Raw genomic sequence first — 23,135 nt, forward strand, 5'->3', positions numbered from 1 at the left:
ATTTAGTGTCCTAGTAAATACAAATCAATTTTGTATTTTAATCACTCTTAAAAAAAATTTTAATTATGAAATTTAATAAAACAATATTAGGTCTTGTGATTGTTGCAGTAGTGTTTTCATGTGCAACAAATCCCTTCACAAAGAAAAAGACTTTAGCTTTTGTAAGTAATGATCAGTTATTTCCAGCTGCATTTGCACAATACAATCAAGTTTTGACTGAAAACAAAGTAGTAACTGGGACGTCAGATGCAGAAATGATAAAACGTGTTGGACAACGAATAGCAGTAGCAGCAGAGCGTTATTTGAATGCCAATGGCTTTCAAGGGTATTTAGACGATTATAAATGGGAATATAAACTCATAGAATCTGACCAAGTAAATGCTTGGTGTATGCCTGGAGGAAAAATTGCGTTTTATACGGGAATTCTTCCAATCGCAGCTAATGAAACTGGCGTCGCAGCCATTATGGGACATGAAGTTGCGCATGCCTTGGCAAATCATGGACAACAAAGAATGAGCGCGGCATACATTCAACAAGGTTTAGCTGTTGCAGGTAATGTGGCTCTGGCAAATGATGAACAAGCTTTAGGGATTTTCAATCAATCCTATGGCGTGGTATCTAACGTAGCAGGTATGTTACCTTTCAGTAGAAGTCACGAAACAGAAGCAGATAAAATAGGTTTATACTTAATGGCAATTGCTGGCTATAATCCAGATGAAGCCGCAGAACTATGGAAGCGCATGAAAGCGAATAGTGGAGGACAAGCACCACCAGAATTTTTGAGTACACACCCAAGCAATGATTCTAGAATACAGAATTTACAGGCTTTGGCACCAAAAGCGAAAGCAGAAGCTCAGAAATTTGGTATAACGGATTTCAGACCTATAAATTAATCTGGTATTTATAAATATTTGATTACTTTAGAAGCTGCTCTTCCGAAATTTCGGGATGAGCAGCTTTTTTTTGTTGAATCATTTTAATGAAATGATGCAATAATCCCAAAGAAGATTGAGCTCTTTGCAATCTAAAGGTAATAGTTAATGATATTAAATGTATGAATCAGCATAAAAAAGGAAGTAAAAAACTGCTTAATGCTTGGGCATTTTACGATTGGGCAAATTCGGTTTACACCTTAACAATTGCGTCTTCGATATTTCCGATATTCTATTCGGCTCTATTTCTCGGTCAAGTTGAAAAATACGTTCCTGCCTTTGGAATGGTTTTCAAAAGTACAGCCTTAATTACCTATGTCACGGCATTCACATTTTTGGTTGTAGCCTTTACATCGCCTATTCTATCTGGTATTGCGGATTATGTTGGTAACAAAAAGAATTTTATGAAATTCTTCTGTTATGTTGGTGGTGCAGGTTGTATTGGTCTGTACTGGTTTAGTTTGGAAAGTATTCATATCAGTCTCATGTTTTATTTTATGGGATTAATTGGCTATTGGGGAAGTTTGGTGTTCTATAACTCGTACTTACCAGACATTGCCTATCCAGAGCAACAAGATAGCGTTAGTGCTCAAGGATTTAGTATGGGTTATATTGGAAGTGTCCTCTTATTGGTTATTAACCTTGCTATGGTAATGTATCCGAATGTTTTTTATATATCTGATAATATAAGTGAGAATGGGGAAATCATAGAAACTGCTGCACAAGTAGGAATGAGATATTCTTTTATAATGGTGGGCCTGTGGTGGATTCTTTTTAGCCAATACACTTTTTATATTTTACCTAAAGGGGTATCAAAAGGCGGAAAAGTAACGAAAGATGTTGTTTTCAATGGTTTAAAAGAATTGAAACAAGTATGGATTCAATTGAAACAGAATCTACGTTTAAAACGTTACCTAGTTGCCTTTTTTGTTTTTAGTATGGCAGTTCAAACTATTATGTTGGTCGCTGTTTATTTTGGGGAAGAAGAGATTGCTTGGGGAGATGACGAAGCCAAAACATTTGGGCTTATTGTTAGTATTTTAATTATACAATTAGTTGCGATTCTGGGTGCCTTTTTAACCTCTCGTGCATCTTCAAAATTCGGAAATATTAAAACCCTTATTGTTATCAATTTTTTCTGGATGACTTTGTGTTTCTATGCGTTTTTTATGGTAACGCCATTTCAATTTTATGTCGCGGCTGGTTTTGTTGGTTTGGTCATGGGAGGCGTACAGTCTTTAGCACGATCTACTTATTCCAAATTTTTGCCAGAGACTGAAGATACGACTTCATATTTCAGTTTTTATGACGTGGCTGAAAAGATAGGTATTGTCATCGGAATGGGAATTTTTGCCACTATTGATCAAGTTACAGGTAGTATGCGGAATGCCATTTTGTTTTTGGTTATCTTTTTTCTAGCTGGAATTCTGCTGTTATTTAGAGTGCCAAGAATAGCATCAGATAACGAAGTTCATTATAATGACTAATTTTTAGCTAACTTACCAATATACGATCATATAATTTTCCAATATCATTAGTTTACATTCAAGAAATCTTCTTTCATGAAAAAATATGTTTTACTTTCAATTTTATCTGTTGTATTATTAATGTCTTGTGATGATAACGTTCATTTAACGATAGACAATCCAACTGAATTTTCGATAGAAGTTGTTATAGATACGCTGAAGTATGCAGTACCTCCTAAAGATGTGGTTCGTTTAGAAATACTAAAAGGAGAGCACCAACTCACTTTAGAAAATGACAGTATCATAAAGTATAACTTCACAGATGAGGCATATATGATTAACCCATCATTATCAGAGTATTTATTATCTGATGAATATTATGGACCTAAAAGGTTTCAAGATTCTTATGCATCGAAATTGACGAATAAAAAAGTGTCGTTTATTGGGATGACCATCGAAGGGAATTATAAAGTCATTAGCGATGTAATCAACAAAGTGACTTGGGATTACGGTCCAAGAGAGTCCATACCAAAACGTATAAAAATCGATGAGGATAAATCTTATACAAGTTTAATAAAGGCTTATGATTCAAACGAATTTAAGGAATTAATTATGAGTACACGCTCAGGAGAAGACTAGTTAGTCCATTATTTATCAAAAAAAAAGACCAGCAAAGCCAGTCCTTTTTTTCAATTTTTGATTGGGTGATAAACGTTAATTACTAACACTACCAGACCCGGTAATTTTGGTATCTTTATTAGTTGGTTTTCCAGAATACTTCACATCTCCAGAACCTGTAATTCTTGCTACAAGTTCACCATTGCACACCACATCTGCTGAACCAGAACCTGTGATTTTAGCCGTAACGTTGGTACTGTTTAATTCCTTCCCATCAAAATCTCCAGAACCTGTAACTTTTACGGTTAAATCTTTGGTAGAACCTTCTAGCTCAATATCCCCAGAACCTGCAATGCTACTCTGTATATCTTGCGCTTCAACATTTAAATTTATATCTCCCGAACCTGCCAGAGATACCTTAAAGTTCTTTGCTTCAATAGTGTCACCACTTTCAATATCACCATAACCAGACAATGAAACAGAATCAATGGATTCAAACGGAATGGTAACCACAATATTTTGACTTGGTTCTAAATTATAGCCATCTTTCACCTTAACCACAAGATGCTTACCTTTTACTTCTACGATAATATATTCCATTAGGTTAGCGTCTCCTTGAATGAAAATCTGACCTTCATTGCCTTTAACCAGCTTAAAGTCCATTGGTCCGGCAGCTTTTATGCTTTCGTAAGAACTTGTAGTTCTAGATGTCGTCGTAATGCTGTTGTCGCCCTTAATTTTTTTGCCATTTCCCCATTGCGCACAAGATAATGTGGTACTTAAAAGGAATATTAATGCTGTAATTGATTGTAATGATTTCATAAAGTTTATTTTTTAATTGATTACTTATTTTTTATAAAGTCTGAGACTGAGACTGAAAACTAACTCAAAGTTTCTTAAAAGTTACACTTCCATATTCAGAATCTATTTTCACGAAGTTACCTGAATTTTGTGCACCATAATAACCATCATATTTTTTATCAGAATAGTCAACTTCTTTATTTGTAAAGCTGAAACCCTCAGATTCACGTAAGGAACCATACTCCAAATCGATATCGAAATCGAAATTAAAACTCGCATCATGACCAATGGTTATGCCAACATAATCGGATGTTATGTTTACACTTTTCGCTTTAGAAGCCATACGTTCTATTTTTATGGAACCGTAATTCGCTTTAAGATTTACAGTTTTATATATGTTGCCTAATCGCAAGGAAAGGTAATCGCCTTGTCCATCTAAATTGTTGAGGTTATCTATTTTTAAGGACCCGTAATCACAAGTGTAGTTGACGTTTTCCGCGGCTTCGATAATAGATTCCGTGTAATCTGCTTTTAGAACCAATTCTTCAGTTTTAGCAACCGTAAAACCACTATAATCTGCCTTTATTTCGCCACTTTTGATGTATTCAAAATAACAATTCTTACTGTAATCAAACCGAATAAAGTTGTTATCTGCCATCAATTCCTTGGTTGTAATCTTACCGTAATCGCATACTAATTTGGCAGTGCCTTCAAGCCTATCTAAGTTAATGGAACCATAATCATTATTAAGTTCAACATTATTGGTTATAGGCATTTTTATACGGTAATTAACTTCAACTTTTAACTTGTTGTTGCTTCCCCAATTCCACCAAGATCTCTTCTCGTTGCCGAATTTTGTAACCCCAGAAACAATATTGTCAGAATTTGAAAATTCTATGTTTATTTCATTAAGTCTTTCCTGTACTTTTTCAGAATCATTTCCTGTCACTTTAATGGTAATATCAAAAGCGATGCGGTTTTCATTCCATGTGACTACATCTAAATTGCCATAACTATTGTTTACTTTTAGGGTGTTGTAAGCAGAAACATCAAACGATTTTTTAATGCTCTTTTCTTTAGTTGATTTTAAGTCTATTTCACTATTTGCAAATACCATAGCAGGTATTAACAACAATAAAATTGCAAGATTAAATTGTATTCTTAGGTTCATTGGTGTTGATTTTAATTTGTTTTACATCTTCGATTTGCTCTAGAACAGTATTCAGAATGTCTATTCTATTTTGAAAATTGGAAATCATCGCATAGATAACGCGTTGGTCTTTTCCGCTTTCAGTTAAATCTGTTTTTAATTTTTGATAATCCTTTTCTAATATTTGAATTTGCGCCAAGGCATCCAAAATTATCGCTTCGGTTAATGGCGAACGTTCCTTGTTTAGTTTCTTTAATTCGTTTTCAATAGTAACCGTGAAAAAGTCTTGGGTTTCGGACATTTCTTGCGATACGCTCGCTAAATCCAAGGTTTCAGGCTGATTCTGTAAGGTTGTAAAAACACTAAAACAAATCACTACTGCAGCTGCAACGGCCAAAAGGGGTTTCCAGTGAAATCCAGAAGGTGTTTTAACTTCGTTTGAAGTCAAATTGTTTGCTTTCAGCATTTCTAAAAATCGCTGTTCGTGATTGTTTTGAGGTGTTTCAATGTCAAACTGACCTTTCAAATCGTCAAATAAACTATCCAAATTATCTTTTTTCATAATTAATTTAATACTAGTTTTTTACGCAAACTCTCTTTGGCCCTTGATATTAAAGTTCTGCAATTGGCGTAAGAAATGTTCATAATCTCGCAGATCTCTTCGTAATCGTAACCTTCAATTAAATGCAATGTTAAACTCACATTATAATTGGGTTTCAAGGTTTTCATAGTGTCTAAAACTTGTTTCACTTTTTCGCTAGTCTGTTCATGTTCTACAATGCCGCCATCGTCTTCAACTTTATAAATAACAGTATCTAAAGGCACTTCATTTTGTTTCATTGTTTTGTTATAATGCCCAATACTATTATTAATCACAATCCTTTTCAACCATGCGCCAAACATTTTAGTGTCTTCCAAAGTGTTCAGTTTTGTGAAGCCCGTTAAAAAAGACTCTTGCATAATGTCCTCAGCCTTATAGGAATCTTTTACAATTCTCAGGGCTGTGTTGTACATGGCTTTGTTATATCTGTTGTAAATTTCCAACTGTGCACGTTGGTTTCCAGATTTACAAAGCCATAATAACTGTTCGATATCTTGATTGGTTGATGTCAAAAAAACAATTGCTTTTATTTAAAGAGGCGTTCTATTTTATATTGTTACAGTTTAATTGAAAAAAAGTTATAATTAATAAAACTTTTCGTTAGTCCGAGTGTTTTGTAAGGAACGAATAAAATGTATTGAGAACATTTTCTTCATAGCTTTTCGATACTAATTTAAAGGATTGTGATCATTTAAATCCATACGAGTTGAGGAATTTCATTTAAATTCCAAAACCTTTTATGTCAATCTAAGGTAATGGCATAACTATTGAATTTAAGGTAATGTGAATAACTTTGAATATCTTCTAAAGTATTGGTATTCAACCATAAGTTAATTATTAATACATTTAAAACTATGTTGCTCTGTCTTTATTAATGACAGAATGGCTCAAAAATATATATGGGAAAATCAAATTTTTTAAATTTAGACAATCTGTCATTTCAGGATTTCGATGAGAATTCAGAATTAATTCCATTGATGACGCCTGAAGATGAAGAATTAATAAACAGCGAATCCTTACCAGAATCCTTACCAATTTTACCCTTGCGAAATACGGTTTTATTTCCTGGTGTAGTTATTCCGATTACGGCCGGACGAGATACCTCTATAAAACTGATTAACGATGCCAATAAAGGTGGAAAAGTAATTGGTGTGGTATCACAAAAGGATGAATCGGTTGAAAATCCGTCTGCTAAGGACATCTATAAAACAGGAACGGTTGCACGAATCTTGAAAGTGCTGAAAATGCCAGATGGTAACACAACAGTTATTATTCAAGGTAAAAAACGCTTTGTGATTAACGAGGTGATTTCTGAAAAACCGTATTTAACGGCTTCAATTTCTGACATTGCCGAAGCAAAACCAGCTCCAGATAATGAAGAATTTAAAGCGATTATAGATTCCATTAAGGAATTGTCTTTAGATATTATAAAGCAAAGTCCAAACATTCCGTCCGAAGCGAGTTTTGCGATTAAGAATATTGAAAGTAATTCGTTCTTAATCAATTTTGTGTCTTCTAACATGAATCTTAGGGTTGAGGAAAAACAAGAACTTTTAAAAATTAATGATCTTAAGGAACGTGCGCTTCAGACCTTGAAGTATATGAACATGGAATATCAGAAGCTAGAGCTTAAAAATGATATCCAGTCAAAGGTTCAGAGCGATATGAACCAACAGCAACGTGAGTATTTCTTACACCAACAAATGAAAACCATTCAAGAAGAATTGGGTGGAGGTGTGTCTTCAGGAGAGGAAATTGAAGACATGAAAGCGCGTGCCAAGAAAAAGAAATGGGACGAAAAAGTAAAGGAGCATTTTGATAAGGAATTATCGAAAATGCAACGTATGAATCCTCAAGTGGCTGAGTATTCCATTCAACGCAATTATTTAGACCTGTTTCTGGATTTGCCTTGGAATGAATTCAGCAAGGATAAATTCGACCTAAAACGCGCCGAAAAAATTCTCGATCGCGATCATTTTGGACTTGAAGATGTTAAAAAACGAATTATTGAATATTTAGCGGTTTTAAAACTGAGAAATGATATGAAGTCGCCAATCCTTTGTCTTTATGGCCCTCCAGGTGTTGGTAAAACCTCATTAGGAAAGTCGATCGCTGAAGCTTTGGGTAGGGAATATGTACGTATTTCATTAGGTGGATTGCGTGACGAAGCTGAAATCCGTGGCCATAGAAAAACCTATATTGGTGCTATGCCTGGCCGAATCATTCAGAGTTTAAAGAAAGCAGGCACCTCAAATCCTGTATTCGTTTTAGATGAAATCGATAAATTATCCACAGGAAATCAAGGTGATCCATCTTCTGCGATGTTAGAGGTTTTAGATCCTGAGCAAAACAATGAGTTCTATGACAACTTCTTGGAAATGGGTTATGACTTGTCTAAGGTGATGTTCATTGCAACGTCCAATAGCATGAATACCATTCAGCCCGCATTAAGAGATCGAATGGAAATCATTAATGTAACGGGTTATACCATTGAAGAAAAAGTAGAAATCGCGAAACGACACTTGTTGCCAAAGCAATTAAAGGAACATGGTTTGGATAGTTCGTCATTAAAAATTGCAAAGCCACAACTGGAAAAAATAGTTGAAGGTTATACGCGCGAATCTGGTGTAAGAGGCTTGGAAAAACAAATTGCAAAAATGGTACGTTATGCGGCCAAGAACATTGCAATGGAAGAAAAATATAACATTAAGATTTCTAACGAGGACATTATTGAAGTTTTAGGAAGTCCAAGAATGGAACGCGACAAATACGAAAACAACGATGTTGCAGGTGTTGTTACCGGATTGGCATGGACCAAAGTAGGAGGTGATATTCTGTTTATAGAATCTATTTTATCTAAAGGAAAAGGCACATTGTCCATTACTGGAAATATAGGTAAAGTGATGAAAGAATCGGCCACTATAGCTATGGAATACATAAAAGCCAATGCAGATGAATTTGGGATTGATCCTGAAGTTTTTGAGAAATATAATGTGCACATTCACGTACCGGAAGGCGCGACGCCAAAAGATGGTCCAAGTGCAGGTGTCACAATGTTAACGTCTTTAGTATCATTGTTTACCCAACGTAAAGTTAAGAAGAGCATAGCGATGACAGGCGAAATTACATTGCGTGGAAAAGTACTGCCTGTTGGTGGTATTAAAGAAAAAATCCTAGCCGCCAAACGAGCTCGTATTAAAGAGATATTGCTTTGTGAGGATAACAAACGGGATATTGACGAGATTAAACCAGAATATTTGAAAGGCTTAACGTTTCATTATGTTAAGGATATGAGCGAAGTTTTAAAGTTAGCCTTAACCAAACAAAAAGTACATAATGCCAAAAAGCTTTAATTTAATAGTTGCATTTTTAATATATCTTACTGTGGGAACGGTAGCTTATGCCCAAGATCAAGGAGAATTTAAAAATGTGCTATTAGATGGAAAGCCTGCTAAACTGAATGTTGTTACTGGCGAAATAACACTGGTTACCATAAAGGATAAAGTTGTAGAGACTAAAATAGATACTGTTAACACAAAGCCTCTGTTGGTAACTGATGCTAGTGTTATAGGTTCGAGTGTATCTGAAGTGGATACGACTTCAGATTTTCATGTGGTTGAAGACGGCGAGACTTTACTCGATATCTCTAGAACATATAAAGTGACCCTTTCAGAATTAAAGCAAGCCAATAATTTGGAAACCACTTTGGTCAATGCAGGACAAAAGCTTCGCATTAAAAATTTTGATACAGAAACCAACTCAATTTCTTCAAACGGTAGCAATTTTGTAGCCACCAATTCCAATTTTCATAGTGTAGAAAAAGGCAATACGTTGTTTAGTTTATCTAGGCGCTATAATTTAAGTGTAGAAGAATTAAAGCGTTTAAATAATTTGAATTCTAATATCATTAAGATTGGTCAAAAACTTCGTGTTAATGATTTTCAAACTTCAAGGGACGATAAAAGCCTGACCATTTATGTCGTTAAAAAGGGAGATAATCTTTATCGAATTGCATTGGAAAACGGAACCACAATTGATGCGATTAAAAAATTGAATGGACTAAAAAGCAATATTATCAATATAGGCCAAAAGTTGAAGTTAAAATAGAAAACAACTCTTCTTGAAAATAAAAAAACTTTATACTCGTTTTTAAGATAGATTTAGTTGAACTTGTTTATACTTTTTGTATTCAAGCGAAAATTAGTCATTTTGGGACCAATTGAAGACTTTTTAGAGATGCATAGCACCGCTACGGGACGAAAAAAAGGCAAAAATTGGGTTCAAAATGGCAATTTTTTAGCTAATTGAAAAAGTTTAAGCGAGTTCATTGTATAATTTTTCCTGAATAATAATAATAAGAGAAAAATTATATAATATTGCATCGTTTATGATTAAGAGGATTTCTACCTTATGTATTCTGCTTTTGGCATTACCTGCGTTTGCGCAATTGGGTGGAGAATCTACCTATCAATTCCTCAATTTGGTATCATCACCAAGACAAGCCGCTTTAGGTGGAAAAATCATAACAAATTTCGATCACGATGTTACCGAAGCACTTTACAATCCAGCTTCGATTAATTGGAAGATGAACAATCAGTTGGCCGTAAATGTTTCCAATTATTTAGGAGGTATAACCTACGGAACGGCTGCTTATGGCTACACTTGGGATCGACGTGTGCAAACATTGCATATTGGAATGACTTATATCAATTATGGGTCGTTTGATGGGTATGATGTTAATGGAAATTCCACAGGAACGTTTAGCGGAAACGAAGCCGCACTTTCCTTTGGCTATAATTACAAGATTCCAAATACGGATTTTTATATAGGTGCTAATGTAAAGCTAATAACCTCGCTTTTAGAACAATACAATTCCATTGGTGGTGCTGTAGATTTAGGTGCCATGTATATCAATGAAAAACTCGATTTTCATGCCGCATTAACCGTTAGAAATTTAGGTACACAATTTTCAACTTACGCAGGCCGACAAGAACCTTTGCCACTCGAAGTTAACTTCGGGATGTCCCAGACTCTAGAGAATGTGCCATTGCGTTGGCATTTAACCTTAGAAAATTTGCAAAAATGGCCCATTGGAGTATCCAATCCTGCGAGAACAACAACAGATTTAGATGGTAACCAAACCGAAGAAAAAGTCAGTTTCTTTAATAAAGGCTTACGACATCTTATTTTAGGAGCGGAATTATTTCCCGAAGGTGGTTTCAATATTCGTTTAGGCTATAATTTTAGACGTGCAGAAGAATTACGAATTGTAGATCAGAGAAACTTTTCAGGACTTTCAGTTGGCGTCGGTATAAAATTAAACAGAATGCGTTTTAGTTATACACATGCAAGATTTACAAGTGCTTCAAATACTAGTTTTTTCGGACTTCAGATAGATTTGGATTCGCGAAGACGTTGGTAGATGATTTGATTTTTTAATCAGATTAAATTCCTGTTGTAAGTGTGAGGTTATATATGTTCAAAAAAGAAGACACGAATTTCACTAATTAACACGAATAATGAGATTTGTGAAAATTAGTGAAATTGGTGTCAAAAAAAAAAATTTAAACGCTTCATTATAAGTTTTAATATTTAGTTTAATTAAATTTGAATTCATCAAAATACGAGAATCCCGTTTTCACGAGAAACTACTATGAATAAGATTGTCATCGCTATAGACGGATTTTCATCCACAGGAAAAAGTACGGTTGCTAAACAGTTAGCAAAGCGTCTCAATTATATTTATGTGGATACGGGAGCGATGTACAGAGCGGTCACTTATTTTGCACTTGATAATGATTTTATTGGCGAAGATTTTTTTAACGAAGAAGCTTTGATCGATAGATTAGGGGATATCAGCATTACGTTTAAGTTTAATGAAGCAGCCGGTTTTGCTGAAGTCTATTTAAACGGAAAAAATATTGAAGCCGATATCAGAACCTTAAGGGTTTCAAAATACGTGAGTCCTGTAGCAACATTGTCTGCAGTACGACGCAAGTTGGTGGAACAACAACAGCTCATGGGAAAAGATAAAGGTATCGTTATGGACGGTCGTGATATTGGAACGGTTGTTTTTCCTGATGCTGAATTAAAAATTTTTATGACCGCATCGGCGGAAACCAGAGCCAAACGACGTTACAACGAATTGTTGGATCGTGGCCATAATTTAAGTTATGATGACGTGTTGGAAAATGTAACAACACGAGATCGTATAGATTCTACAAGAGAGGATTCGCCTTTAGTAAAAGCGGATGATGCCATTGAAATTGATAATTCAAACTTGACTATTGAGGAGCAGTTGGAGACGTTGATTGGTTTGGCTAATCAAATTATTTTAAATTAAAAAAGCGATAAACATACAGTTTATCGCTTTTAAAAATTAAATAAAAAGTTTTACTAAAGCTTAGGAATAATCAATTCCTGTCCAGGATGAATCAGATCTGGATTCTTAAGAATATCTGTATTCGCTTGGAATATCTTTTGGTACTTTCCTGGCTCGCCATAATATTGTTTGGCTATTTTTCCTAGTGTTTCTCCAGATTCTACAGTATGTCTGGCATAAACAGATTCGTCCGCCACTTTAATGTCCGCCATAATATCAGAAGGGTTTTCGCCTCCGACTTCTTTGATTTTATCCCACATTAAATCTTTTTCGTATTGCGTAGACGCCGTTCCCCAAACTTTCAGTTTTCCGTTTTCTTCTTCAACTTTACCGTTTTGGATATTTAACTTTTCTCCCAAGTCCAATACATCTTGATATTTTGCTTTTACCATTTTTTGTAAGTTTTAAATTGTTAATAGTGTCGTAAAGATACCAATTGCGTGCGAAAGTTTTATGGCTTTCGATTTAATTTTATATTTAAAATAATGGCGTGATTTTCAGTACTTTATTTTTAACAATGTTTTTGGAAAAACTAGAAATATGTCGTACTTTTGCACACCTTTTTAGCGGTTTATAGAAAATAAAAAGGAATTACAAATCAAAACAAACACTTCTACAGCTTTTACCGCATTGTTTTCAAGTGAGTTAGTAGAATACAAATTTTAATTCAGCACATGTCTGAAAAAGAAACAAATCAAGCAGAAGTTGAAGCAACTGAAGCAAACGAAGCTGTAACAGCTGAAGCACCTCAAATATCTGAGGCTCAAAAAAACCCAGAAAAATTCTTAGAAGAGTTCGATTGGCACAATTACGAAGAAGGAATTGAGCAGGTTGCGGACAAAAAATTAGAAGAGTTCGAAAAATTAGTATCAGAAAATTTCGTTGACACTTTAGATGACGAAGTTGTGGAAGGTACTGTTATCACAATTACAGATCGTGATGCGATTATTGACATTAACGCTAAGTCTGAAGGTGTAATTTCTCTTAATGAGTTCCGTTACAACCCAGATCTTAAAGTTGGTGACAAAGTTGAAGTATTAATTGATGTGCGTGAAGATGCAACAGGACAATTAGTATTATCTCACAGAAAAGCGAGAGTAATCAAAGCATGGGATCGTGTAAACAATGCACATGATACTGGCGAAATCGTTAACGGTTTTGTAAAATGTAGAACTAAAGGTGGAATGATCGTAGATGTATTTGGTATAGAAGCGTTCTTACCAGGTTCACAAATCGATGTGAAGCCAATTAGAGATTACGATCAGTACGTTAATAAAACTATGGAATTTAAAGTTGTGAAGATCAACCACGAATTCAAAAACATAGTTGTTTCTCATAAAGCGCTTATTGAAGCCGATATAGAAGAACAAAAGAAAGAAATCATTGGCCAACTAGAAAAAGGACAAGTATTAGAAGGTATTGTGAAGAACATTACCTCTTATGGTGTCTTTATCGATCTTGGTGGTGTAGATGGTTTAGTTCATATCACAGATTTATCTTGGTCACGTATCAACCATCCAAATGAGATTGTTGAGTTAGATCAGAAATTAAATGTTGTAATCCTTGATTTTGATGAGAACAAATCAAGAATCCAATTAGGTCTTAAGCAATTATCTAAGCATCCATGGGAAGCTTTAGGTGACAATGTAAAAGTTGGAGATAAAGTAAAAGGTAAAGTAGTAGTTATTGCTGATTACGGTGCTTTTGTTGAAGTAGAAGAAGGTGTTGAAGGCTTAGTTCACGTTAGTGAAATGTCTTGGTCAACGCATTTACGTTCAGCACAAGATTTCGTTAACGTTGGTGATGAAATCGATGCGGTTATCTTAACTTTAGATAGAGAAGATCGTAAAATGTCTCTTGGTATAAAGCAATTAACGCCAGACCCATGGACAGATATTACTTCTAAGTATCCTGTTGGTTCTAAGCACACAGGTATTGTACGTAACTTTACAAACTTTGGTGTTTTTGTTGAATTGGAAGAAGGTATCGACGGATTGATTTATATCTCGGATTTATCTTGGACTAAGAAAATTAAGCACCCTTCTGAGTTCTGTAACGTAGGTGATAACTTAGACGTTGTGGTATTGGAGTTAGATGTTGAAGGTCGTAAATTATCTTTAGGACACAAACAAACGACTGAAAACCCTTGGGATAAGTACGAAACTGAGTTCGCTTTAGATACTGTACATAAAGCAGCTATCACAGAGATGGTAGATAAAGGCGCAACCATTGATTTTAACGAAGATATCGTTGCCTTTGTACCAGCACGTCACTTAGAGAAAGAAGATGGTTCTAAACTTAAAAAAGGTGAAGAAGCAGAATTTAAGATCATTGAATTTAATAAAGAATTCAAACGTGTGGTAGCATCTCATACCGCAGTATTTAGAGAAGAGGAAGCAAAAATCGTTAAGCAAGCTGTTAGAAAACAGGAAGCTCAAGCGGCTGAAGCTAAACCAACTTTAGGTGATGCAAACGATGCTTTACAAGCACTTAAAGATAAAATGGACGGGAAGAAATAATTCCGTTGAATTTTAAATAAACTAAAGCCTTTCAGAAATGAAAGGCTTTTTTTATGTTCCTGATTTGAGGTATTTGCAACTGTACGCCTTTACAAGAAAACTTATTGCAAACCACAAATTTTATCCTAACTTTGTAAACCAACAACGTTTGGAAACTATATGAGTCAAAAAGTACTACTTAACTCTAAAGAAGTCAATATTACCCTTCACAGATTGGCTTGTCAACTCATTGAGAACCATGACGATTTTTCTGAAACTGTTTTGATCGGCATTCAACCAAGAGGAAAGTATTTAGCCGATAGATTGGCAAAAATTCTCAGCGAAGATTATAAGATTAAAAATATCCAACTCGGCCATTTAGACATCACGTTTTTTAGGGACGATTTCAGAAGAGGTGATAAACCCTTGGAAGCCAACACCACTATCATAGATTTTATAGTCGAAGACAAAAACGTTGTCTTTATTGACGATGTTTTATATACAGGTCGAAGCATAAGGTCTGCATTAACAGCAATTCAATCCTTCGGAAGACCAAAAGATATAGAGTTGTTAACCTTAATTGATAGACGATTTAGCAGACATTTACCAATTCAACCCAACTATAAAGGACGTCAAGTCGATGCGATTGATAATCAGAAAGTGAAGGTAAAGTGGGTTGAGAATGAAGGAGAGGATGCAGTTTATTTAGTGGATAAGTAATTTATTTAATTACGAATTACGAATTAAAAGTTAAGGGTTAGTAAGATTGAAGCATGAAGTTGGAAGCTCGAAGGATGATCAGAGAACGAAATTTGAGACGTATAGGTTTAAAATGAAATATTAAATTTACGTTTCTAAATGTTAAAAAAATAATTAAAACAACTAGCAGTTTAGACTGAAGACTGAGGACTGCCAACTGAAGATTATAAAAAATGAGCGAATTAAGTGTCAATCACTTACTGGGAATAAAATATCTGACCAAACAGGATATCAACCTTATTTTTGAAACTGCTGATCAGTTTAAGGAGGTCATCAATAGACCAATTAAAAAAGTACCATCACTTCGGGATATTACGATCGCCAATTTATTTTTTGAAAACTCTACACGTACCAAACTCTCTTTTGAACTCGCTGAAAAACGATTGTCTGCGGATGTAATAAATTTTTCAGCGTCGCAATCTTCAGTTAAAAAAGGAGAAACCCTTATTGATACCGTTAACAACATACTTTCAATGAAAGTAGATATGGTGGTTATGCGTCATCCCAATCCTGGAGCAGGCGTGTTTTTGTCCAAGCATGTGAATGCAAGTATCATAAATGCTGGTGATGGTGCGCATGAGCATCCGACGCAAGCTTTGTTGGATTCTTATTCCATAAGAGAGAAACTAGGAACCGTAAAGGGGAAAAATGTCGTTATCGTTGGCGATATTTTACACAGTAGAGTAGCGCTTTCAAACATTTATGCTTTACAATTACTAGGTGCCAATGTAATGGTGTGCGGCCCAAAAACGTTATTACCTAAGTATATTAAAGATTTGGGTGTTAAAGTAGAAACCAATCTAAAAAAAGCCTTGGAATGGTGTGATGTTGCTAATATGTTAAGAGTTCAGAACGAGCGCATGGATATTAGTTACTTTCCTTCAACTAGAGAATACACGCAACAATTTGGAGTTAATAAAGAACTATTAGATAGCTTAGATAAAGAGATTGTAATTATGCATCCTGGACCAATAAACAGAGGTGTGGAAATTACAAGCGATGTTGCCGATTCTAAACAGGCCATTATCTTAAACCAAGTAGAAAATGGTGTTGCAGTTAGAATGGCAGTCATTTATCTGTTAGCGTCTAAAATAAAACAATAAATCATGATTATAGATAGAGACGGAAATATTACCATAATCGCTCAAGAAAAAGCCTCAGTAAAAACTTTGGTTAACAACATAGAGCAAGCTTACGACAAATATAAAAACTATCATCTCATTGTGAGATTGTCAAGTTTAGACAAAATTACGTTAGAAGATGTTATTGAATTTTTACGATTAAGTAATAATCACCGCAGTGCTAAAAAAAGTTTTGTAGTGGTATCTGAAAAAGTGGATTTAGATCAAATGCCAGATGAAATTGTCGTTGTCCCAACCATTCAAGAGGCTTACGACATCATTGAAATGGAAGATATGGAACGCGATTTAGGATTTTAAATTGCGTTTAGTCGTTAAGGCGTTCGTCGTTTAGTTGTAACGACTCAACCACTTAACAACAAACAACTTAATAATTAATGAAATTAACCATTCTCGGCTGCCATAGCGCAACACCACGTACCAATACCAATCCGACATCTCAGGTTTTAGAGATAAAAAACCACATGTTTTTGATTGATTGTGGCGAAGGTACACAGGTGGAGTTGAGACGGAATAAGGTCAAGTTTTCTAGGATAAAACATATTTTTATTTCACACCTTCATGGTGACCATTATTTTGGTTTGGTTGGCTTGGTTAATACGTTTAGTCTTTTAACAAGGGAAACGGAACTTCATATTTATGCACCTAAAGGTTTAAAGGAAGTCATAACGCTTCAAATGAAATTGTCTGAGAGTTGGACAAAATACCCACTTATTTTTCATGAGTTAACTTCTAAAATTTCAGAATTAATTTATGAAGATGATAAAGTTGAGGTGCATACGATTCCTTTAAAACATCGGATTTACACTAATGGATTTCTATTCAAAGAGAAAAAAAATGAACGTAAACTGGACATTAATTTAGTCAATGAAGCCAATATCAATGTCGCCTATTTTAGAAAACTAAAACAAGGATTTGACGTAAAAAATGAAGATGGTGTTTTAATTGCCAATGAAAAAGTAACTAAAGACCCAATTCCCGCAAAAAGTTATGTCTACTGTAGCGATACGGTTTATAATGAAGCGATGATTCCACTGATTAAAGACGCAACAGTTTTATATCACGAATCGACTTTTTTAGATAAAAACGAATCACTTTGTAAGACTACAAAGCACAGTACAGCAAAACATGCAGCAACCATAGCCAAAAAAGCAAATGTAGAGACCTTGATACTTGGCCATTATTCTACGCGTTATAATGGTTATGAGGATTTTAAGACCGAAGCACAAACCGTGTTCGAGAATGTGCATTTGGCTAAGGATGGAAAATCATTTGAGTTTTAATTCAATTCAGACAATCGCTGGACCCATCCAATGGCTTCTTCTAAACTTGATGAACGTTTTAAACTTATTGAGGCTAACTGCTTTTCAATATTAGCATTCATAAAAGATGATTCGCTATAACTAACAATTGAAGCAGCAACTAAAAGAGTGTCGTCTTTATCAAAATATGACCATAAGATCGGATCAATTGAATAAGAGTTGACACGGTTAGCAATGTAAGCTAGTTTTTTATGATAACCATAATGTTCTGTAATTTCTGTTAATAACTGATTTAACTTGTCGAAATTAAAATGAACACCTTCGTTAACTTCCATGATAAAAAAGTTGTCAAAAAAATAGTTTGTGCAAAAATCTAACGTTAATTTTTCATAAGACAAAGATTTTGACAAATGGGAATTTTCAAAATGCATGTAAGGGAATTATTTATTAGGGTCATTAAACGTTAAAGCTACACTTTTTTTTACAAAACCAAAATATTGAATTAACTTCGTATAACCATGGAAAAAGACCTAAGCAACTACAGAAAATCATACGAAAAAGGAGAATTGTTATTAGATAATGTTCCAGAAAACCCTATTGAGTTATTCAGAAATTGGTTTATCGAAGTGGATACCCATTTTGAAGTTGACGAGACCAATGCCATGACCATCTCAACATTTGGTTTAGATGGTTATCCAAAGAATAGGGTAGTGCTGCTCAAAAAATATACGCACGAAGGTTTTATTTTCTACACCAACTACGATAGTGAAAAAGGCAAGGCCATTACAGAAAATCCAAATGTCTGTTTATCATTTTTTTGGCACGCTGCAGAACGCCAAATTATAATTAAAGGCAAAGCCGAAAAAGTTTCAGAAAACCTAAGCGATGGTTACTTTGAATCCAGACCAAGAGGAAGCCAATTAGGCGCTGTGGTTTCCAATCAAAGTGAAGTTGTGAAAGATAGAGCGGAATTAGAATCCAAACTAAAAGAATTAGAATCGAAATTAGAAGGCAAAGAAATCGAACGACCTAAAAATTGGGGAGGCTATATTATAAAACCTGTAGCGTTGGAATTCTGGCAAGGCAGACCCAATAGACTTCACGATAGAATCCGTTATCAACTTCAAGACGATTACAACTGGAAGATTGAGCGTTTGGCACCGTGAATGAGTTCGGAGTTCAGAGTTCAGAGTGATGTACATGATGAGTTAATCAATTTTTACGAATTTCAATTCTCAACTCTAACCCCCTTATCTTTCAAAATCTAAAACTTAAAATAACCGATAAACGGTAATTATTTAAAGTTGAAATACATTTTTTTGTGTCCAAAAGTGTATTTCATCGATGTTTTACATAAAAACACGATAAAATACATGTATTTCATCGAATTTATAAAATAATTCTTTTTTTTTATTAAGTAGGTAACTAATTTAGAAGTCCCAAACCTAAATACCTACTTATGAAGGCTACTAAACTCTTGCCATTTTTGGCGATTATTGCTATTTTTAGTTTTACATCTTGTTCAACAGATTCTATGGAAGATGAGGTATTGAACGCTATCGAGGTTCCGGTTGCACCTCAAGCAAAACAGATTGAAATAGAAATCATGGAACTTATTAACGCTTATCGAATCAATGAAGGATTAAATCCTTTACAAAATCATAATACCGTTAAAGCTGTAGCATTTACACATACCGACTATATGATTGAAGTGAATAATGTATCTCACGATAACTTCTTTTTAAGACAACAGAGCTTACAAGCTAATGCAAGTGCTAATGTCGTTTCAGAAAACGTGGCTTATGGTTTTAATTCAGCGGCATCAGTTGTAAATGCGTGGTTAAATAGCCCAGGCCACAGAGACAACATAGAAGGTGATTTCACGGATTTTGATGTATCAGCAGAAAAGAATGCCGAAGGGAAGTGGTATTTTACTAATATGTTTATTAAGCGCTAAATCATATTTCTAGCAACTTAGATTTATTCCTTATGCAGTCAACATGGATTGAACTGTGTTTTTGTCAATGCCTTTCGATTGCGTTATGTTCCACCCATTTTTATCTTCAATATTAACATACCAGGTACTTACTTCGGAATTCTGAATTTGATAAACCATCACACTCCCTTGTTTATTGGTTTCTGAGTTAGAGGAAATCCATATACATATTCCATTTTCCGTTAATTCAGAAATATTTCTTTTCACATTGTCGTTACTATTTTGAGATACATGTAGTAACTCTTCAAATTTTGGATTTTCAGTTTCAAACAATTTATATATGGTTTCTGAAAGAACTCGATTAGGATTGAATGGAGGTATTTTAATTTCCTTGCTCCAACATGGCTCTAAGACTAACGGAATCATGGCACTTCTTCCCGTTTCATATTTATAAATTGCCTTACCGGAATAGTTAAGCCATTTATGGTCAAACCAATTTTTAATTCTAACAATGGCAATTTCCATTGGATTTAATGATAAAATCAAATTTCTAATAATCGACTCTACGATCTCCTTAAAATCATTATCATCTGTATTGTCAAACTTAATGTTTATCATATATTTTAATTAACTGGATTATGAATATAAAAAAAGCAAGCTCATTATAAGCTTGCTCTTTTCACCTCAGTTTAGTTGGGCTATTTTTTATTCTCTTTCTTTATCACCATCTACGATATAGAAATAAGAACGTCTGTTTAATTGGTGTTCTTCCTCAGAACATTTCACGCCATTAGCACATTCATTTAATAGTTGGGTTTCTCCAAAACCTCTAGCACTTTCAATTCTATGGGCTGCGATACCTCTAGAGATAATATACTCTGCCGTAGATTTAGCACGTCTATCCGATAATTTTAAATTGTATTTATCACGACCTCGACTATCTGTATGTGATTGAATTTTAATAATCATTTCAGGGTGTTTACGCAATACATCCACAATATTTTCCAATTCGTATTGGGCATCTGTTCTGATCTCAGCTTTATCGAAATCAAAGAAAATAGGATTTATAACAATCTGGCTGTCTAGGATTAATGGTTTAAGTGTTAAATCAACCGTATTTGTTTTTTTGTTTTCATTGGATGTTGTTATGGTATGCTGATCTTCTTTGTAATCTGGTTTTGTACCAAGAATAGTGTAAGTGGTGTTGCATTCTACATCAAACGTATATGATCCATCTGAAGTAGTCACTACTTCTGCTAGAATTTTACCGCTTTCGTTAATAAGTTGCACAGTGACATCACTTAAAATAATCTCAGTTCTGTGTTCTCTGGCTATACCTGTTATTTGTTGATTACATTCTATTACGTTAAAACTATAAATATCATCGCCGCCTTTTCCATCTGGTCGGTTTGAAGAGAAATAGCCATGATGTATATCACTATTTACAAAATATGCAAAATCGTCATAACCACTATTAAAAGGCGCTCCGATATTTTCCGGTTCTGCCGTTGGTTCTTCTTTTAAGATATTGGATTTAAATATATCCAGTAATCCTAAATTCAAATGACCATCTGAAGAAAAATAGAATGTGCTATCCTTAGCAACATAAGGAAACATTTCCCGACCTTCAGTGTTAATTTTTTCACCAAGATTTTCAGGCGTACCATAGGTTCCATCATCATTGATAGAAACCGAATAAATATCAGTCTGTCCGATGCCACCTTCACGATCAGAAACAAAGAATAATGTTTTATTATCTGGACTCAATACAGGATGACCTGTTGAGAACACATCATCATTAAAAGGTAAATCTATGACATTCGTCCAAGTATTACTTACAAGTGTCGCTTTATAGATTTTGAGGTATGTTGTTCCTTCTTTGTCGTAATTTAATCTATTGCGTTTATTGATGTTGTCTCTTGTAAAATACATGGTTTTACCATCATTGGTGATTGCAACGGACGCTTCATGGTATTCGGTATTTACGTCTTCAGAATTAATTTGAGTTGGAGCTCCGTAAGTTTGGGTGCCATCTATTTTATTATCGGACAATTTAATTTTGAATATATCAAGAAAAGGTTCTTTGTTCCAACTATAAACCTTTTCGTCATCGCCTCTCGCTGAAGCAAAATAAAGCGTACTGTCCTTTATAAACGAACCAAAATCTGAATTTTCAGAATTGAAGGATAGATTTTCAATCGTCACCACTAAATCTTTATTTTTGGAAGTCAGTTTATCATAAATATCAACTTCATCTGGATCATAACCTTTAAGTCGACTATCGCCACGTTGCGCTTCAATTAGCTTTTTAAACCAAACATCTGCTTCTTTATAGTTGCCTATACTTCTGAGTGATTGTATATACTTATAGATATATTCAGCTTCAATATCTTTGTATTCGTCCAATGCTTTTTTATACCAGTAAACCGCCTTTTCTGAATTGGAATTATTATAATAAGCATCGCCTAATCGTGTTAATACGTGAGCGTCAGCTTTTCCTTTCTCAACGACTTTTTCATATAATTCAATTGCTTTTACATAGCCAAAATTTTCAAAAAATTTATCGGCCAATTTCGTTTGGGAAAAAGACAACGAACTGAAAAAAACTAATATGATAGCTACTATTTTGATTTTCATAATCTGGTTCTGTTTAGAAATATCTTGGCGATTTAATTCGTTTGCTTTTAAACACTTCAAACATTAGCAAAATCTCGTGAGTACCACTAGTGTAAGGAGCAATATCTGATAGTGGATATTCATAGGCATAACCAACTCTAAATTGTTTTGAGACCTGAAAGTCTGCGATACCACCAAGTGCAGCTGCATATTGGTTAGCTCTGTATGCTGCTCCGAGCCATAATTTTTCATTAAATAAAAAGTTTGCTGAAACGTCAAAGGATAGTGGTGCTCCATTGGTTGCTTTTAATAACACCGATGGTTTTAATTTTGTGCTCTCGCTTAGGTCAAACACATAACCTGCTGTAAGATAATAACTGATTCGTTCTAGTGCTACATAATCTAAAGCACCTTGACGACCTTTGTTGTAATCTGTATTTAAAATTCTAGGAGCAGAGACACCTGCATACCAACGTTGCGAGTGTAAATATAAACCGGCACCAACATTAGGACTCCATCGGTTAGAGACATCATTGAAATATTGATCGCTAATCACAGAGGGATCTGTAAGTAACTCTTGATCTATAAAGTAATGCGTCATACCAGCTTTCAACCCAAAAGCTAATTTGGTATTTTCACTAGTTTTAATGGTATATGAATAATCTGCATAGAGGTATGAAAAATTTTCGTAACCTAATTGGTCATTAATAAAGGAAATACCTAAACCCATGTTTTCGTTTCGCAGAGGTGCATGTACGGATAAAGTTTGTGTTTCCGGTCCACCGTCGAAACCAACCCATTGACTTCTATGTAAACCCACTATGCTTAGCGTTTCCCTACTGCCAGCATATGCCGGATTAATAGAGATGGTGTTAAACATGTATTGCGTAAACTGAGGTAACTGCTGCGAAAAGGCAGCAGAAACACTCAAGAAAAGTACCACAATACTTATAATTTTTGATAACTTCATCGGTT

The 23,135-nt window shown here is 34.6% G+C and carries 23 protein-coding genes; 14 read left to right on the plus strand and 9 right to left on the minus strand.

What is annotated here, in order from left to right; translation table 11 throughout:
* The first annotated feature begins 65 nt into the window (after positions 1–65).
* From HM990_RS07175 to HM990_RS07185, 3 genes are all read left to right on the plus strand, one after another.
* Positions 66–893, plus strand: coding sequence for a M48 family metallopeptidase (locus HM990_RS07175; protein ID WP_178988269.1), 828 nt, complete (start codon positions 66–68; stop codon positions 891–893).
* A gap of 161 nt (positions 894–1,054) precedes the next feature.
* Positions 1,055–2,419 (plus strand): MFS transporter, encoded by a 1,365-nt coding sequence (locus HM990_RS07180; RefSeq protein WP_178988270.1) that lies wholly within the window; start codon positions 1,055–1,057, stop codon positions 2,417–2,419.
* Positions 2,420–2,494: 75 nt separating this feature from the next.
* Positions 2,495–3,037, plus strand: coding sequence for a hypothetical protein (locus tag HM990_RS07185; RefSeq protein WP_178988271.1), 543 nt, complete (start codon positions 2,495–2,497; stop codon positions 3,035–3,037).
* Between the two features lie 75 nt (positions 3,038–3,112).
* Here HM990_RS07185 and HM990_RS07190 read toward each other — a convergent pair whose 3' ends face one another.
* The 4 genes from HM990_RS07190 to HM990_RS07205 form a co-directional block, all read right to left on the minus strand.
* Positions 3,113–3,838, minus strand: a complete 726-nt coding sequence (locus HM990_RS07190) for a head GIN domain-containing protein (protein ID WP_178988272.1) — start codon at positions 3,836–3,838, stop codon at positions 3,113–3,115.
* 64 nt (positions 3,839–3,902) lie between these two features.
* Positions 3,903–4,988 (minus strand): hypothetical protein, encoded by a 1,086-nt coding sequence (locus HM990_RS07195; RefSeq protein ID WP_178988273.1) that lies wholly within the window; start codon positions 4,986–4,988, stop codon positions 3,903–3,905.
* The gene (locus HM990_RS07200; RefSeq protein ID WP_178988274.1) at positions 4,966–5,529 is read right to left on the minus strand and encodes a hypothetical protein; all 564 of its coding nucleotides are present in this window, start codon (positions 5,527–5,529) and stop codon (positions 4,966–4,968) included. The genes HM990_RS07195 and HM990_RS07200 overlap by 23 nt, the downstream gene beginning before the upstream one ends.
* 2 nt (positions 5,530–5,531) lie before the next feature.
* Positions 5,532–6,080 (minus strand): RNA polymerase sigma factor, encoded by a 549-nt coding sequence (locus HM990_RS07205; protein ID WP_178988275.1) that lies wholly within the window; start codon positions 6,078–6,080, stop codon positions 5,532–5,534.
* Between the two features lie 387 nt (positions 6,081–6,467).
* Here HM990_RS07205 and lon point away from each other — a divergent pair, with 387 nt between their 5' ends.
* The 4 genes from lon to cmk all read left to right on the plus strand — a co-directional run bounded on the left by lon (position 6,468) and on the right by cmk (position 11,911).
* Entirely contained in the window at positions 6,468–8,921 is a 2,454-nt protein-coding gene (gene lon, locus HM990_RS07210; RefSeq protein WP_178988276.1) for an endopeptidase La, read from the plus strand.
* A complete protein-coding gene (locus tag HM990_RS07215; protein ID WP_178988277.1) occupies positions 8,905–9,675 on the plus strand; it encodes a LysM peptidoglycan-binding domain-containing protein in 771 nt (256 codons plus the stop codon). The genes lon and HM990_RS07215 overlap by 17 nt, the downstream gene beginning before the upstream one ends.
* Positions 9,676–9,955: 280 nt before the next feature.
* The gene (gene porQ / locus HM990_RS07220) at positions 9,956–10,990 is read left to right on the plus strand and encodes a type IX secretion system protein PorQ (RefSeq protein ID WP_178988278.1); all 1,035 of its coding nucleotides are present in this window, start codon (positions 9,956–9,958) and stop codon (positions 10,988–10,990) included.
* Between the two features lie 231 nt (positions 10,991–11,221).
* Positions 11,222–11,911 (plus strand): (d)CMP kinase, encoded by a 690-nt coding sequence (gene cmk, locus HM990_RS07225; protein ID WP_178988279.1) that lies wholly within the window; start codon positions 11,222–11,224, stop codon positions 11,909–11,911.
* 53 nt (positions 11,912–11,964) lie between these two features.
* Here the strand turns inward: cmk and HM990_RS07230 are convergent, their stop codons facing one another.
* Positions 11,965–12,342 carry a LysM peptidoglycan-binding domain-containing protein gene (locus HM990_RS07230; RefSeq protein ID WP_178988280.1) on the minus strand — a complete coding sequence of 126 codons (378 nt, stop codon included), beginning with the start codon at positions 12,340–12,342 and terminating at the stop codon, positions 11,965–11,967.
* Positions 12,343–12,624: 282 nt separating this feature from the next.
* On the opposite strand from HM990_RS07230, the gene rpsA reads away from it, so the two are divergent.
* The 5 genes from rpsA (at position 12,625) to HM990_RS07255 (ending at position 17,629) form a co-directional block, all read left to right on the plus strand.
* Entirely contained in the window at positions 12,625–14,469 is a 1,845-nt protein-coding gene (gene rpsA, locus HM990_RS07235; protein ID WP_178988281.1) for a 30S ribosomal protein S1, read from the plus strand.
* Between the two features lie 159 nt (positions 14,470–14,628).
* Positions 14,629–15,168, plus strand: coding sequence for a bifunctional pyr operon transcriptional regulator/uracil phosphoribosyltransferase PyrR (gene pyrR, locus HM990_RS07240; protein ID WP_178988282.1), 540 nt, complete (start codon positions 14,629–14,631; stop codon positions 15,166–15,168).
* 212 nt (positions 15,169–15,380) lie between these two features.
* Positions 15,381–16,310 (plus strand): aspartate carbamoyltransferase catalytic subunit, encoded by a 930-nt coding sequence (locus tag HM990_RS07245; protein WP_178988283.1) that lies wholly within the window; start codon positions 15,381–15,383, stop codon positions 16,308–16,310.
* Positions 16,311–16,313: 3 nt separating this feature from the next.
* Positions 16,314–16,646 carry a ribonuclease Z gene (locus HM990_RS07250; RefSeq protein ID WP_178988284.1) on the plus strand — a complete coding sequence of 111 codons (333 nt, stop codon included), beginning with the start codon at positions 16,314–16,316 and terminating at the stop codon, positions 16,644–16,646.
* A 77-nt stretch (positions 16,647–16,723) separates the two neighbouring features.
* Complete coding sequence (locus HM990_RS07255) at positions 16,724–17,629, plus strand: ribonuclease Z (RefSeq protein ID WP_178988285.1); 906 nt, start codon at positions 16,724–16,726, stop codon at positions 17,627–17,629.
* Here HM990_RS07255 and HM990_RS07260 read toward each other — a convergent pair.
* Positions 17,626–17,943 carry a hypothetical protein gene (locus HM990_RS07260; protein ID WP_178988286.1) on the minus strand — a complete coding sequence of 106 codons (318 nt, stop codon included), beginning with the start codon at positions 17,941–17,943 and terminating at the stop codon, positions 17,626–17,628. The genes HM990_RS07255 and HM990_RS07260 overlap by 4 nt on opposite strands.
* 183 nt (positions 17,944–18,126) lie before the next feature.
* Between HM990_RS07260 and pdxH the strand changes: the two genes are divergently transcribed.
* Together pdxH and HM990_RS07270 are read left to right on the plus strand one after the other, a co-directional pair.
* Complete coding sequence (gene pdxH / locus HM990_RS07265) at positions 18,127–18,774, plus strand: pyridoxamine 5'-phosphate oxidase (protein WP_178988287.1); 648 nt, start codon at positions 18,127–18,129, stop codon at positions 18,772–18,774.
* Positions 18,775–19,067: 293 nt separating this feature from the next.
* Positions 19,068–19,565, plus strand: coding sequence for a CAP domain-containing protein (locus tag HM990_RS07270; protein ID WP_178988288.1), 498 nt, complete (start codon positions 19,068–19,070; stop codon positions 19,563–19,565).
* A 30-nt stretch (positions 19,566–19,595) separates the two neighbouring features.
* Here HM990_RS07270 and HM990_RS07275 read toward each other — a convergent pair whose 3' ends face one another.
* From HM990_RS07275 to HM990_RS07285, 3 genes are all read right to left on the minus strand, one after another.
* Positions 19,596–20,162, minus strand: coding sequence for a hypothetical protein (locus tag HM990_RS07275; protein WP_178988289.1), 567 nt, complete (start codon positions 20,160–20,162; stop codon positions 19,596–19,598).
* Between the two features lie 87 nt (positions 20,163–20,249).
* Positions 20,250–22,181 carry an OmpA family protein gene (locus HM990_RS07280; protein ID WP_178988290.1) on the minus strand — a complete coding sequence of 644 codons (1,932 nt, stop codon included), beginning with the start codon at positions 22,179–22,181 and terminating at the stop codon, positions 20,250–20,252.
* A 13-nt stretch (positions 22,182–22,194) separates the two neighbouring features.
* A complete protein-coding gene (locus tag HM990_RS07285; protein ID WP_178988291.1) occupies positions 22,195–23,130 on the minus strand; it encodes a PorP/SprF family type IX secretion system membrane protein in 936 nt (311 codons plus the stop codon).
* Positions 23,131–23,135: the final 5 nt, after the last annotated feature.

It is taken from the genome of Winogradskyella schleiferi, from assembly GCF_013394655.1.
Taxonomy (GTDB): Bacteria; Bacteroidota; Bacteroidia; order Flavobacteriales; family Flavobacteriaceae; genus Winogradskyella; species Winogradskyella schleiferi.